Source organism: Variovorax sp. 05N34, from assembly GCF_056397405.1.
Map to the genome: position 1 here is coordinate 181,023 of NZ_JBFTNI010000006.1, position 14,242 is coordinate 195,264.

At 61.6% G+C, this 14,242-nt stretch carries 12 protein-coding genes and 1 pseudogene; 10 read left to right on the top strand and 3 right to left on the bottom strand.

The window, feature by feature from the left end:
• The first annotated feature begins 28 nt into the window (after nt 1-28).
• Together AC1DMA_RS17875 and AC1DMA_RS17880 are read left to right on the top strand one after the other, a co-directional pair.
• Nucleotides 29-1,339, top strand: a complete 1,311-nt coding sequence (locus AC1DMA_RS17875; RefSeq protein WP_478145048.1) for an O-acetylhomoserine aminocarboxypropyltransferase — start codon at nt 29-31, stop codon at nt 1,337-1,339.
• Nucleotides 1,339-2,145 carry an alpha/beta fold hydrolase gene (locus tag AC1DMA_RS17880; protein WP_478145049.1) on the top strand — a complete coding sequence of 269 codons (807 nt, stop codon included), beginning with the start codon at nt 1,339-1,341 and terminating at the stop codon, nt 2,143-2,145. Before AC1DMA_RS17875 ends, AC1DMA_RS17880 begins: the two co-directional genes overlap by 1 nt.
• A 33-nt stretch (nt 2,146-2,178) precedes the next feature.
• On the opposite strand, the gene AC1DMA_RS17885 is transcribed toward AC1DMA_RS17880, so the two are convergent.
• The 3 genes from AC1DMA_RS17885 to AC1DMA_RS17895 all read right to left on the bottom strand — a co-directional run bounded on the left by AC1DMA_RS17885 (nt 2,179) and on the right by AC1DMA_RS17895 (nt 4,526).
• Nucleotides 2,179-2,841: an NAD-dependent epimerase/dehydratase family protein gene (locus AC1DMA_RS17885; protein ID WP_478125796.1), complete on the bottom strand. Its 663-nt coding sequence runs from the start codon at nt 2,839-2,841 to the stop codon at nt 2,179-2,181.
• Between the two features lie 22 nt (nt 2,842-2,863).
• Entirely contained in the window at nt 2,864-3,247 is a 384-nt protein-coding gene (locus AC1DMA_RS17890; protein WP_478145050.1) for a thioredoxin family protein, read from the bottom strand.
• Between the two features lie 70 nt (nt 3,248-3,317).
• Nucleotides 3,318-4,526, bottom strand: a complete 1,209-nt coding sequence (locus AC1DMA_RS17895; protein ID WP_478125794.1) for a YihY family inner membrane protein — start codon at nt 4,524-4,526, stop codon at nt 3,318-3,320.
• Between AC1DMA_RS17895 and AC1DMA_RS17900 the strand changes: the two genes are divergently transcribed.
• The 8 genes and pseudogenes from AC1DMA_RS17900 (at nt 4,513) to AC1DMA_RS17935 (ending at nt 14,024) form a co-directional block, all read left to right on the top strand.
• Complete coding sequence (locus AC1DMA_RS17900; RefSeq protein WP_478125793.1) at nt 4,513-5,010, top strand: DUF2069 domain-containing protein; 498 nt, start codon at nt 4,513-4,515, stop codon at nt 5,008-5,010. The two genes, AC1DMA_RS17895 and AC1DMA_RS17900, sit on opposite strands and share 14 nt — an antisense overlap.
• Nucleotides 5,007-6,437, top strand: a complete 1,431-nt coding sequence (locus AC1DMA_RS17905; RefSeq protein WP_478145051.1) for an FAD-binding oxidoreductase — start codon at nt 5,007-5,009, stop codon at nt 6,435-6,437. Before AC1DMA_RS17900 ends, AC1DMA_RS17905 begins: the two co-directional genes overlap by 4 nt.
• Nucleotides 6,434-6,896, top strand: a pseudogene (gene thyA / locus AC1DMA_RS17910) (thymidylate synthase); the annotation flags it as partial. The gene AC1DMA_RS17905 and the pseudogene thyA, both read left to right, overlap by 4 nt.
• A 165-nt stretch (nt 6,897-7,061) precedes the next feature.
• Nucleotides 7,062-7,880: a thymidylate synthase gene (locus AC1DMA_RS17915; protein WP_478145052.1), complete on the top strand. Its 819-nt coding sequence runs from the start codon at nt 7,062-7,064 to the stop codon at nt 7,878-7,880.
• 245 nt (nt 7,881-8,125) lie between these two features.
• On the top strand, nt 8,126-10,210 hold the full coding sequence (locus tag AC1DMA_RS17920; protein WP_478145053.1) for a hypothetical protein: 2,085 nt from the start codon (nt 8,126-8,128) through the stop codon (nt 10,208-10,210).
• 5 nt (nt 10,211-10,215) lie between these two features.
• Nucleotides 10,216-12,192 (top strand): hypothetical protein, encoded by a 1,977-nt coding sequence (locus AC1DMA_RS17925; RefSeq protein WP_478145054.1) that lies wholly within the window; start codon nt 10,216-10,218, stop codon nt 12,190-12,192.
• Nucleotides 12,176-12,721 (top strand): hypothetical protein, encoded by a 546-nt coding sequence (locus AC1DMA_RS17930; RefSeq protein ID WP_478145055.1) that lies wholly within the window; start codon nt 12,176-12,178, stop codon nt 12,719-12,721. The genes AC1DMA_RS17925 and AC1DMA_RS17930 overlap by 17 nt, the downstream gene beginning before the upstream one ends.
• Nucleotides 12,714-14,024, top strand: coding sequence for a tyrosine-type recombinase/integrase (locus AC1DMA_RS17935; RefSeq protein WP_478145056.1), 1,311 nt, complete (start codon nt 12,714-12,716; stop codon nt 14,022-14,024). The genes AC1DMA_RS17930 and AC1DMA_RS17935 overlap by 8 nt, the downstream gene beginning before the upstream one ends.
• Nucleotides 14,025-14,242: the final 218 nt, after the last annotated feature.

The window sequence follows — 14,242 nt, forward strand, 5'->3', positions numbered from 1 at the left end:
ATTGCAGCAACGTCACTGAAAGGTCCTCATGCCCGGCTATTCCGACCCCGGCTTCGACACGCTGGCACTGCACGCCGGCGCAGCGCCCGATCCCGCCACCGGCGCGCGCGCTGTGCCGATCCACCTGACCACCTCTTTCGTCTTCGAGTCGAGCGACCACGCGGCGGCGCTCTTCAACCTGGAGCGCGCAGGCCACGTGTATTCGCGCATCAGCAATCCGACGAACGCGGTGCTGGAACAGCGCGTCGCGGCGCTCGAAGGCGGCATCGGCGCGATCGCCACCGCGAGCGGACAGGCGGCGCTGCATCTGTCGATCGCGACCCTCATGGGCGCCGGTTCGCACATCGTGGCGAGCACCGCGCTTTACGGCGGCTCACAGAATCTTTTGCACTACACGATGCGCCGATTTGGCATCCAGACCACCTTCGTCAAGCCGGGTGATCTCGACGGCTGGCGGGCCGCCATCCGGCCGGAAACCAAGCTGCTCTTCGGGGAGACGGTCGGAAATCCCGGCCTCGACGTGCTGGACATCCCCGCGGTCAGCGAGATTGCCCACGCAGCCAAAGTGCCGCTGCTGGTGGATTCGACGCTGACTTCTCCCTACCTCATCAAGCCCTTCGACTGGGGCGCTGACCTCGTCTACCACTCGGCCACGAAGTTCCTGTCGGGCCATGGCACCGTCATTGGCGGAGTCGTGGTCGATTCCGGCAACTTCGACTGGGAGCGCTCGGGCAAGTTTGCGGAGCTGACCGAGGCCTACGACGGCTTTCACAACATGGTCTTCAGCGAGGAAAGCACCGTCGGCGCGTTCCTGCTGCGGGCTCGGCGCGAAGGGCTGCGCGATTTCGGCGCATCGATGAGCCCGCACACCGCATGGTTGATCCTGCAAGGCATCGAGACATTGCCGCTGCGCATGGAACGCCACATCGACAACACGCAAAAGATCGTGGAGTTTCTTGCCTCGCACCCGTTCGTCGCCCGTGTGGGGCATCCACTGCTCGAATCGCACCCCAGCCATGCACTTGCGGGCAAGCTGCTGCGCCATGGCGCAAAAGGCGCCGGCTCTGTCTTCAGTTTCGATCTCAAGGGCAACCGCGAACAGGGCAAGAAGTTCATCGAAGCGCTCAAGCTCTTCAGCCATCTCGCCAACGTGGGCGACTGCCGCAGCCTGGTGATTCATCCAGCGAGCACGACGCATTTCCGGATGACTGACGAAGCACTCGCAAGCGCGGGTATTTCGCAGGGGACGATCCGCCTGTCGATCGGCCTGGAAGACCCTGCCGACCTCATTGAGGATCTCAAGCGCGCGCTGAAAGCGGCAGAAAAGGCGGGTGCCTGATGGAACTGCTCGTCAATGGCCACGCCACCTATTGCTACACGGGCGGCAAGACGCTCGACCCTGCAAAACCTACGGTCGTCTTCATCCACGGTGTGCTCAACGATCACAGCGTCTGGATTCTCCAGAGCCGCTGGTTCGCCAACCATGGATGGAACGTGCTGGCGGTGGATCTGCCCGGCCACTGCAAGAGCGAAGGGCCGCCGCCGGCGACCGTCGAAGACGCGTCCGGCTTCGTCATCGGCCTGCTCGATGCGGCCGGGGTCAAGAAGGCGGCGCTGGTCGGTCACAGCTTCGGCTCATTGATCGCGCTCGAAACCGCTGCGCGCGCGCCGGAGCGCGTCAGCCACCTCGCGCTGGTCGGCACGGCCTATCCGATGACGGTGTCGCCCGCCCTGCTCGATGGAGCGCTCAACGATCCGCAGCGGGCGATCGCGATGGTCAACAACTTTTCGCATTCGCTTCTCGCACCGCCACCGTCATCGCTCGGTCCAGGGACTTGGCTCTACGGCGGCTCTCGCGCGCTGATGCGGCGAGTGCTGGCAAGCAATACAAGCGCCAATGTCTTTCACATGGGCTTCAGGGCCTGCAACGACTATGCCAATGGCGAAGAAGCGATGGCAAAGGTGCAATGCCCAATGCTCTTCGTGCTGGGTGCCGCCGACCAGATGACGCCACCACGCGCTGCGAAAACTCTGATTGCGAAAGCGCGCGGCGCCAAAGTCGCGACAGTGAATGCCGGGCACGCACTGATGTCCGAAGCGCCGGACGAAGTGCTGTTCGCGCTGAACGCTTTCCTCAAGAACTGAGGGCGGGCGGCTGCTGTGGTTGCCTCGGCAGCTTCAGCGAAGCGCGTTGATGTCGGGCACTTCGATCAATGGTGCGGGGCCACCGCGCTTGGCAACCACGAGCATCGCGCGTCCAACCTGCACGGTCGTCGTGACCCGGTCGGGCATCCATCGGCGAAGCAGGCCAAAGATCGGCCGGGCGATCACGTACACGGCCTGGTAGAGCGCCGTCTTCGACCGCACGCGATGCATCGGCTCGATGAACCCCGGCCGGAACATGTACGCCGCCTTGAAGGGAAGCCGCATCAGCGCGTTTTCCGTCGCGCCCTTGACGCGCGCCCACATGACCCGGCCGCGCTCCGTGCTGTCGGTCCCCGCGCCCGACACATAGACGAAAGTCATCTGCGGATTCAGGCGCGCCAGCGTTTGCGCCGCCGCCAAGGTGAGGTCGTAAGTGATGCGGCGGTAGTCTTCTTCTTTCATGCCGACCGAGGAAACGCCCAGGCAGAAAAAGCAGGCGTCGAAATCGGTGAGTTGGTCTTCGACGGCCGTGTAGTCGGTCAGGTCCGGCAGGATGAGTTCGCGCAGCTTGGGATGTTGCTCGCCGAGCGGTCTGCGGCCGACGCTCAGCACTTGGGTTACATCGCCGTCGACAAGGCACTCGCGCAGCACGCCCTGCCCCACCATTCCGGTGGCGCCAAAAATCATGATTCTCATCGGGCGCTTTCGACGGATCGCTTCAGGCGACCGAAAAGGTTTCAGGTTCGCGCCTCAGCGCACTCAGGAGCGTATGAACTTCGGGAGTGGAAGCCTGCGGCGGCTGCAAAGCGGTGAGCAGGCGCGCAAGCGTTTCGGCGTGCGGCAGCAAGGGGCCGAGAAAGCGCGTGCCGTCGCGGTTCGCGATCAGCATCGTCGGAAAGGTCTCGACGTCGAAGTCGTCCGCCACGTCTGCATGGTCCTCCACATCGACCCAGGCGAAGCGAAAGTGCGGATGCGCGCGCGCCACCTGCTCGAACAGCGGCCGGTATTCGCGGCAGGCGCCGCACCATTCGGCGCACAGGCAAACGACCCACAGCGGATCGCCAGTCGTCTCGGAGGCTGCTGAAGTTGTTGAGTCGGTCAAGGCCAGTTCGGTCGTTGATGCGGTCGGAGTCGTCGACGGATGGTCGGGATCGACGGAGCGTTCGCCGCCATTATCGATAGACCAGCAGATCCTGCAGCCGGAGCCCGATCAAAGGGCCTTTGCGCCAGAGGCTGTCGAGCGGCGGTGCCTGCGGCATGAGCAAATCCACGAGCAATGGCTCTACCGGCGTGATGGCCGGTTCCGCCAGCAGCACGAAGCGCGGATCCTCGTCGTTCTTGTCCTCGGCAATCTGCGCGATCCAGTCGATGGCCACCAATGTTTCGAGCACCGGCGCAAGCTGGAGTGCATCGACGCGCATCCGCGCCACCAGTTCAGCCGCGCCCAGTCCCTTTACCGGCGTTGCCCTGACATCGGCCAGGTGCTGCAGGGCTTCGATGGCCAGTTGCAAGGGCCATCCCGCCGCGCCGCCGCGGCGCGCCACGCCGGCCAGCAGGCTCGGCAGATAGGCTGAGATCACCGCGCCAAAAAGCACGATCAACCACGCCACATAGATCCACACCAGCAGGATCGGCACCGTCGCAAAGGCGCCATACAGCACTGAATAAGTGGGCACCAAGCTGAGGTAATAGCCCAGCACGCGCTTTGAAATCTCGATCGCCGCCGCGACGAACACCCCGCCAGCCCACGCATGCGTCCACTTCACGTGCGTGTTCGGAACAAAGCGATAGAGCGCCGCCACACCGCCCGCCAGCAGGAAGAATTCGAAGGCATCGAACAGCAGCTTGACCACGCTGCCGCCGAATACTTCGCGCGAAGCCGAAAAGAAAGCCGCCGTGGTGCTGAGACTCAACGCAAGCACCAGTGGCCCCAGCGTGATGGCGGCCCAGTAGATCAGCACCCGCTGGGCAAACGGCCTCGGGCTGCGCACGCGCCAGATGTTGTTGAGCGTCTTGTCGATGGTGAGGATCAACGCGACGGCAGTGACGAGCAACACGACGAGGCCCGCTGCGCCCAGGCCGCTCGCCTTGCTGGCAAATTGATTCAGGTAGCCGAGCACCTGCCGCGCGATGTTGTCGGGGATCAGACTCTCGATCAGCCACCGCTGCACCCGGCCCTGCATCTTCGCGAACATCGGGAAAACCGTGAAGAGCGCGAGTGCCACCGTAAAGAACGGCACCAGTGCGATCGTCGTGGTGAAGGTCAGGCTACTCGACGTGAGACCGAGCCTGTCTTCCCGAAAACGTTCGCGGAGCACCGCTGCAGTGTTGGCCCATGGAAAGTTTTGCAGGTCCCTCCAGAAATTCATGGCCGGTATCATGCCGTACTGGCTCACCCCAGCCGCGCAGAGCCGGTTCTGCGGTATTTCTGGATCGGTGACGCCCCTACTTTTTTCTCTTGTGATCAGTTCCTCCGCCCCTTCCGCATCCGTTTCCGCGACCCGCTGGCTGGCCGTCGGCAGCCTCGTCGGGCTGATTGTGCTTGGGCTCGCCTGGGAACTGTGGCTGGCGCCCTTGCGCCCCGGCGGCTCCTGGCTGGCGCTCAAGGTGCTGCCGCTCGTGATTCCGCTCTCGGGTCTGTTGAAGAACCGGATGTACACGTACCGCTGGGTCAGCCTGATGATCTGGCTTTATTTCACCGAAGGCGTGGTGCGCGCCTGGAGCGACACGAATCACGTCAGCCAGATGCTGGCGCTGTTGCAGGTCGTGTTGTGCCTCGCGCTCTTCACTGCCTGCGCATGGCACGTCCGGCTGCGCCTGCGACATGCCGCAGTGGCCAGAGGCCTTGAAGGAGCGACGCAATGAGCGTCCTGATCGACAAACTCCGCGCCATCGTGGGCGCATCGAACGTCCTGACCGAAGGCGATCTCACCGCCTGGGAACAGGACTGGCGCAAGCGCTCGCGCGGCAAGGCGCTGGCGGTCGTCCGGCCAGCCGATGCACGGCAGGTCGCCGAAGTAGTCAAGGCCTGCGCCGCCGAAGGAACATCCATCGTGCCGCAGGGCGGCAACACGGGCCTTGCGGTCGGATCGATTCCGGACGACAGCGGCAAGCAGGTGCTGCTCAGCCTGCAGCGCATGAATGCGATTCGCAGCATCGACGCCGCGAATCTCACCATGACCGTCGAATCCGGCTGCGTGCTTCAGACCTTGCAGGAAGCGGCCCGAAACGCCGGTTTTCTGTTTCCGCTGAGCCTTGCGGCGGAAGGCAGCTGCACCATCGGCGGCAATCTCGCGACCAACGCGGGCGGCACGCAGGTCGTGCGCTACGGCAACACCCGCGATCTGTGCCTCGGCCTCGAAGTCGTGACGCCCCAGGGCGAAATCTGGGAAGGCACCAGCGGGCTGCGCAAGGACAACACCGGCTACGACCTGCGCGACCTGATCATCGGCAGCGAAGGCACGCTCGGCATCATCACAGCCGCCACGATGAAGCTCTACCCGCTGCCGGCCGCGCAACTCACGGCTTGGGCGGCAGTGCCGTCGCTCGAGCACGCGGTGACGCTTCTGGGCCTCGCGCACAAGCGCCTCGGCCCTGGTCTGACGGGCTTCGAGGTCATGGGCAAGTTCGCGCTGAGCCTCGTGGCCAAGCACTTCCCCGCGATGCGCGTGCCTTTCATCGACGATGCGGCCGTGCCCTATTGCGTGCTGCTCGAAAACTCCGACAGCGAATCCGAAGATCACGCCCGCGCCCGCTTCGAGGCGTTGCTCGAAACGGCATTCGAGAGCGGCTGCGTGACGGATGCCGTCGTCGCCGAGAACCTCACGCAGGCGCACCAGCTGTGGCACGTGCGCGAAAGCATTCCGCTCGCGCAGGCCGAGGAAGGGCTCAACATCAAGCACGACATCTCGATCGCCGTGTCGCGCATTCCAGCCTTCGTTGCCGACACGGATGCGCTCCTGCAACGGGAGGTTCCCGGCGTGCGCCTCGTGAACTTCGGCCATCTCGGCGACGGCAACCTGCACTACAACGTGCAGGCGCCGGCGGGCGGAGACAACGGCGCCTTCTTGCGCGAGCACGAAGACCGGATCAACACGCTCGTCTACGACGCGGTGGAAAAGTTCGACGGCTCGTTTTCGGCCGAGCACGGCGTCGGCTCGCTCAAGGTCGACAAGCTCGAAAAACACAAATCGCCCGTGGCGCTTGGCATGATGCGTGCCATCAAGCGCGGGCTCGATCCGCAGAACATCCTGAATCCGGGTCGTGTGATCCGGACGGAGACCCTTCAATGAACCGCCCCATCCGCTCGCAATACGAAGACTTCATGCGCCACGTCGACACGACGGGCGTGCAGAAAGGCGACCGCACCGGCACCGGCACCAAGAGCGTGTTCGGCTACCAGATGCGCTTCGATCTCAATGAAGGCTTTCCGCTGGTCACCACGAAGAAGGTGCACCTGCGGTCCATCATCCAGGAACTGCTCTGGTTCCTGACCGGCTCGAGCAACAACAACTGGCTCAAGGAACGAGGCGTCACCATCTGGGACGAATGGGCGCGCGAAGACGGCGACCTGGGCCCCGTCTACGGCGTGCAATGGCGCAGTTGGCCCACGCCGGACGGTGGCCATATCGACCAGATCCAACAGGTGATCGACACGCTTCGCAGCAATCCCGATTCGCGCCGCATCATCGTCAGCGCGTGGAACGTCGCCGAGTTGTCGAAGATGGCGCTGATGCCTTGCCACGTTTTTGTGACTGCCAACTCTTTCCCGCGGACCGCAAGTTCTTGTCGCAAAAGGAAAACTGGCCGGTCAGCGTGCGGGAAAGGTTTCCCGCGCCGAGTTGGCATCTAAGCGGCCGGACGCCCTTAGCCTTCGGCTACCTACACTCTCGACAAACCCGCCAATCCTTTAAGCCATGACAACAGACGCCTACCACCCCGAGAATCAGTATCTGGACCTAGTACGCCGCATCTTGGATGAGGGAGTGGAGCGACCTGACCGCACCGGAACCGGCACTCTCGCGGTCTTTGGTCACCAGATGCGCTTTAACCTAGCCAAAGGCTTTCCGCTCCTGACCACAAAGAAATTGCACTACCGGTCCATCGCCATCGAGCTACTCTGGTTCCTGCGCGGCGACACGAATGTCAAATGGCTGCAGGAGAACAAGGTCTCCATTTGGGACGAGTGGGCAGACGAGAACGGCGACCTCGGGCCGGTTTACGGCAAGCAATGGCGAGACTGGGTCGCAGCTGACGGCCGGCACATTGACCAAATCGCCGAGCTCGTTCGGCTAATCAAGAAGGACCCCACCTCTAGGCGCCAAATCGTCAGCGCCTGGAATGTTGGCGATTTGCCGTCAATGAAGTTGGCTCCATGCCACTGCCTGTTTCAGACTGCGGTGATGGGCGGAAAGCTGCATTTGCAGTTGTATCAGCGCTCGTGCGACGTATTTCTTGGCGTGCCCTTCAATATTGCTAGCTACGCGCTGCTGCAGATACTCTTGGCACACCAGTGCGACTTAGAGGTCGGCGACTTTGTGTGGACAGGCGGCGATGTCCACATCTATTCCAATCACCTTGAGCAGGTGCGCACGCAAATCACGCGCACCCCTTTCCCATTCCCTCAGCTCCGGCTCCTGCGCAAGCCGGACGGCGTCGACGGCTATCGGTTCGAAGACTTCGAGTTGCTCAACTACCAAGCACACCCCCACATCAAGGGTGCAGTCGCCGTCTGACCGCTTGCGGGAAAGCGCGCAATACTGCTAACATCGCGGCCTTCGAGCGGGGGGATTCGACCCTTCCAGTTGCGGGCAATGGTTGCTCATGGAAAAGGCCCTAGCAGGGCACACGGCTAGCTTGAAGTAGTTGAATGGTCCGCAGGGAGGACCCGCGGTCTTTTGCCCGCGAACAGCGCCCAGCAATGCAGCAGCTGAAGCGCTCCGACGTCAGAGATTTATTTCTTCTCTGACTTGGAGTGCCCATGCTTGCAAAGAAACCTGCATTCGTTCGATTACACCGCCGCCGCGCGGCACCTGACATCCCACTGGACTACCGGAAGGTCAGTGAGCTCCGGTACTACGTTCCGGAGTTCAAGCGCGACTTCGACTACGCACCTCTCGGCCAAGTGCTCAGGCTGCGGCTGGCAAGCTCGCTGGCTGAAGCTCACGTTGAGTACCTCACCAGGTTCTCAAAAGCACACGCAATTGCTTCGTACCGGGCTCTCAAGCGACTTGCTGAGTTCGCCATCTCCGGAGACAACAACTGCCCCGCTCTTAAGCGGTTCTCCTCAATTCATTCAGGTGCGGGCGCGAAGGTATGGCGCAATACAGTCGCCGCATACGTCGCGACGCTCGAGCGTCGCCCGATAGCCCTGACCACATTCGCCGAGGAAATCGGCAACTTGTTCAGGGGCCTGGACGAGCTCGCGTCTTGCGCACTCGCAGCCAAGTGCGAGCGCCCCACTCTTCCCAAGAACTATCACGCGTCGGGCAAGCACCGCCCAGGGCTGGTTGAGCAGTCGAGCAAGAACCCGGTCACGCCGGAACTGCTGGCGCAACTGGAAGCCCACATCGACTCCCTATATCTTCCGATGAAAGGAGAAGAAGCTAGAGACGTACTCAGAGCACTTGCGGCCCAAGTACCCGTCAGCGTACTCCACGACGAAGTTGCAGTGGCTGAAGCCATCTTTGGCATCAATGCTAAGGCCCTCGCGGACGTCCGCGCTACGGCGGAAGCTGCCTTCATACATTGGCGAGATGTCTGGCTCAAAGGCCAAACGCTGCTGAACACCTCAGGGCAATCGGTCGCTCGAACCGTGCATCGTGCCCAGAAGCTGCCAAAGAACAAGTTGCGCGCGCCTCTCTGGGCCGTGTTCTCGCCCGAGCTTGGTGACAAAGCTGTCGGAAACTTCCTGAAGTTCTTCCAGGAGAAATTCGGCCCCTATGTCCCTGCAGACGTGCAGAAGTCGTGGCCCAGTTTCATGAAGAACGCCTACTGGAAGCTGGGCGGCCGCGAATACTTCGATGGGTGCTTCGCGCTGCACCGCACGGGGATTGCTGCGGCCGTCATCTTGTATCTGGTGGACAGTGGTGCAAACGTATCCACCGCACTCACCCTAACCACGGACTCAGAGCAAGCAACAGATGACCCAAACTTCGTCGACTTCATCTCGTTCAAGGACCGCGCGGGGCCGGGACCAATCATCAAGCAGCTGCCGCTGAAGACTCCCGGTGTGAAGGTCACGGCGGCGCAGGCGCTGCGCGACGTCAAGGTGATGACGCTGACGCGTCGGGAAATGTTCCCCGACCTCCTCGGAAACGCGCTGTTTGTGTTCAGGTTCTTCCGAGAACCGTCTGTCCTCACTAGCGATGTACTTGCCTTCAACTTCCGATACATGCAACGCGACAGGCAGATGCCTCAGGTCTGGACGCCAAGCGCCATCCGAATAGCAGTCGGAGTCGAGGTCAGCGGAAGGACCGGGGGCGACCTGGACAAGGTGGGACGCACGCTAGCGCACGCCGTCGGCAGTGCAACCACCCCCATCTACGCATTGCGGCTGGCTACGCGCCTGCTGCTCACGCGCAAGATTCGCGAGTACCAGACGCTCTTGGAGGCGGCCTTCGCGACGCATGCCTCTGGCGGGCCCCAAGTGCTGGGTTACTCGCCGGAAGCAGCAGACTTCTTGGTGAACAAGGCGGTCCGCACGGGCCTTGGCTTCCTGTGCCGCGATGCGACCGCACGCGGCGGGAAGGCCGACAATGACGGTGCGTCTTGCCCGGACGTAGGTCGGTGCTGCTCGAGCTGTCACGTACGCGTGTTCATCACGGACGTCGAAAGCCTGACGGAGATTCTTGCCGTCAATGAGTCCCTGTCCAAAAAGCTGGACGTAACTGGCGAGGGACAGCAAGACGCCTGGGCGGATAACTGGCTAGACCTGTACGCGTTTTCCACTGCCGTCATCCATAAGGCCAAGCGCAGCCGCTTCGCCTACCTCATGCCGACTGCCCGGCGCAAGGCGCAGGAGCTCCTGGCCGCGGGTTTCGACCCTGTTCTTGTTCGGGAGTGACTCGCATGCCATCCTCAACCTTTTTCAAGCACGTTGCCCTGGGTCAGTATCAAATCAAAGAGACCGGTGGCGTCGTCAAAGCATCCGTCGACCGCCTCCTCGCGGACGGCTCCATGCTGTCTGCGCCAGAGAACGGCCATCTGCTGGCGACCATCGACGCCATCATCTTGGCCGAATACCCCGCGGCACCAACGACCGTTGGGCAGCAAGGAGCCAGCGTTGCGGGGCTTGTCAGCAGCTTCGGCATTCTGGTGCAGTGGATGAAAGTGCGCGGCATCCACTACTTCGGCCACCTCACGGGCGAAGACCTGCGCAACTTCATCTACGATTCCTCATGCGGCCTGGACAGAGTTCTCCAGAGTCAAGAGCGTGTTGGTTCGATGTTGGAGAAGCACAAGGTGAGTGGCACCGCTGCGCCGATGGACCTGACTTCCGCCCTCGTCGAAGCAGGCATTCCCAGCACACAACACGCATTCCTGCCCGCCGCCCGTTCACTGTTCGCCGCGTTCATTGCGAAGGGAGAGCTGCCGGAACTTCGCCAGTTGGCGCCCAAGCAGGTCTCCATCGGAGCTCTGCGGTCACGGGTCACAGCATTTCAGCTTCTGTGGAGATATCGCGGCCGATTTGCTGATGGGCTGTCCTTCGAGCCGTCGTTGGGAGACATTGCCAAGCTCATCAAGCGCTGGGGAAAGCCTGCCGTCGGCACGCGCACGCTTCCGGTCGACTACGCGTGCAACCTTGTGGGGATGGCGTTCAATTGGCTCTATGAGTACGGCCCATTCCTCGCAGAGGTCCAGCGCGTGCTCGCGTTTCGACCTCTAACGCAAAAGGACCAGCGAGCGCACCTAGCCAAGACGATGTCAGATTTCAATGTCGTGGCGGCTAGCAGAGGCTGGCCAATCCGCCTCCAGACAAAGCCCGGACAGAATCCAGACCACATCACCTGGTACGTGGCTACCAGCACGCACCTGCCGGTTGCTTGCTTCGTCATCTGCGGCACCTTCACGGCTCGCCGCATGACCGAGCTCGTGTCCCTGAATTACGACCGCCTGCAGGGTGACGCGCAGACTGGCCACTGGTTCACGAGCTATGTTGGCAAGCGCGCCAAGTACGACGCTTTTCCGTGCACTTGGTCGGTAGCCGACTCCATCCGTGCCCTGGCTTACTTGAAGGAACTGCGTGGGGTCGACACCGACAACGCCGTGTTCGCAGCTATTCGAGGCACGGGACGACTCGGTCAGCGTTTGCGCAACGCCCTCGCCAACTTCGGGAAGCTCGTGAAGTCCGACGATGGAGCGGATTGGCAGCTGGCCGCGCATCAATTTCGGAAACTTTTCGCCCTCATCTACCGCTGGCGGTACGACCACCCCTCCCTCATCGCACTGTCCTTGTATTTCGGGCACGTCAACTTGAAGCACATGAGGTCCTACACGAACTCAAAGGAGTGGAAGCGCGACAACATGGAGGCTGGCAAGCAGTTCACCCTCGCAAAGCTGCGAGACGTCGCCCTGGGCAAGGTCAAGCCCAAAGGCATCTTCGGCAAGTCGCTTGAACGGGCAATCACCCGCGCCCTTTCCCAAGTTGAATTGGCCGACGAGAGCGAGCAGCTTCCTGTTCTCACACGGCTGATTGAGCAGCGCCAGTTGGACCTGCGAGCCACGCTGTGGGGTTACTGCGGCGTCAAGAGTGCGCATTCGAATCTTCGGCGAGCGGCCTGCGTCACCGCGGAGGACGTGCGCTCAAAAGCGACCGTCGACCCAGAAACGTCTAGCGAGGACAAGTGCGCCGGATGCCTGTTTTTCTGCACCGACGAGTCAAGGCAAGAGCATTGGCGGGGGAAGTCGAATCGTTTGCACATCGCCATCGTCAACGCGCCTGCGGAAACTATGGCCAAACGCGTCATGCAGGAGCGCCACCGGAGAATCGAGAGCTTTGTGCGCAACAATTTTCAGCAGCCCTCAGCCAATGAAAGCGCTTTCTAACAATGAGCGTGGCGCGCGAAGCGACGCCAACCTTGAGCGCAAGCGAGCGCGTCTCGCCGAGCTCGTTCAGATGGTCGCAGATGGCGAGTCCCTTGTCGGCGTGGCGTACCCAACCAACATGGAGGAGTTCCGGCAGTTCGAGGACTCCCAGCGTGACCTCCAGAAGATTGGAAGCCCGAAGCTTCTGAACAAGAAGCAGTCCCCTACCCGCGTCACGCTAATCGATGAAGTCGAAGGCTACCTAGCGAAGCTAGACGCTTACAAGAACGCGGGCACCGTACGCAAGAAAAAGCGGTCGCTGAGCACACAGCTGGACGGCGTCAAAGCTGAGCGCGAAGACCTCAGGTACCTTGTCGGTCGCCTCATTAGTCAAGTCGCCCTGTTACTCGACGAGAACCACAAGCTACGAGCAGCCGTTCGTGCGACGGAGAAGAACAAGCATCTCACCAGCGAAACCATCAAGAGCTTGAACAAGAAGGTGGTCAAGCTCGGAGGCAGCCTTTTGGAAGGTGTGAAGTCGCATGACTGACTTAGAGTCGAGCGACTTCTCCGAAGTCATCGAGCAACTTGTTCCGGGCTACATGGCGTTCTTGGAATGCGCGCTGCCTAGCAGGCGCATTTATCGCGGTCCGAAGGTCCTGACGTCAGATTCCTCATTCGCCATCGCAGGGGCCGCATACGAGGATACGCCCGTCCTGGTCGATGCGTACGGCGACGTGATTGAAACGCCAAGTAGGTGGCTCATCTACCTGCGCACCACGCATACCGCAAGAGGTAGCGTGCTTCAGTACGCCAGTGCGCTGTGCTCATTCTGGCGCAACCTGCAGCAGGTGGCGCGCAAGCCTTGGACAAAGGCGGATGACACTCTGCTGCGGGCATGGCGAAATCGGATGCTTGAGGGCGTGGCGCGCCAGGACCGTCAGAAGAGAATGCGAACCATCAACAAGAAACTCTACGTAGTTCTTGACTTCTACATGTGGTGCCAGGAACAGGGCTACGTTCACAACATCATCGGTGTGACCCCACCGGGGATGCAGCCCTACCCTATCAGGCTGGTCGAAGTCATTCACCGAAACGAGCGCCGCGTCACCTCTCCTCTTGTCTACAAGACGCGCAAATCTCCGTTGTTGCCGGTACCGACGGGCGAAGAGGTCGACTTGCTTTACATCCATCTGTCGGGGCCGCACCCCGCTCATACAAGAAACGTGTTGCTTGCCATGTGGGCGCTGGACTCGGGCATTCGCGAGTCCGAGCTCCTTGAGCGCACCCTCACGGAGCTGCCCACCCTCGCTGAGTGCCAGACCCTCAAAGATAACGACCGAATGTACTGGATGCCCATCATCGGCAAAGGAGAGGCTCCGCGGTCCATTCCGGTCACAGCCGATGTCCTTTTGGAGACACACGCTTTTGTCACCTCCACCGAAGAAGCGACAAGCCCTCGAGACTTGATGCTCAGAAAGCGCAAGAAAAGGTCCAAGGARGACAGGATTTTTCTAAGCGCCATAACGGGTGAGCGGCTGAACCGGCAAAGCGTCTCCCACATCTTCTCGCGGGCATTCCAGGTCGTGACAGGTAGAGCCGACCGAAGAGGACTGCACTTCCACCGGCTGCGCGGAAGGTTCGCAAGCAAGCTGGTTCATGAGCTTGCCATGCAGACCGTCGAAGAAGGCCGCTCGGTGCACGACCCGGACGAGCAAAGACTCATCCTCGAGCGTGCGGCTGACATCCTCGGCCACCAGGACACGAAGTCTCTGCGCTACTACCTCAATGCCTTCATTGACCGTGACGATGAGGCGATTACCGCCGCGGCTGCAAAGTCTCGCCGTACGTGAGACGTGCGCGCGCGGCATGGGAAAATGGTTTCGGTGAACTCAGCCCTGAATCGCGAGAAGACCGCTGCTCACATGGGCGGCGTTGTGGTTCCATTCGGATTGCGGAATGGAAGGCTTTTTGAGCCGTTGCGGGTGGAAGCCGGGCTGCGGTGCGGGTGTGTCTGCCCAGGGTGTGGAACGCTACTGATTGCAAAGCACGCGCTTGGTGGCCGGATTAC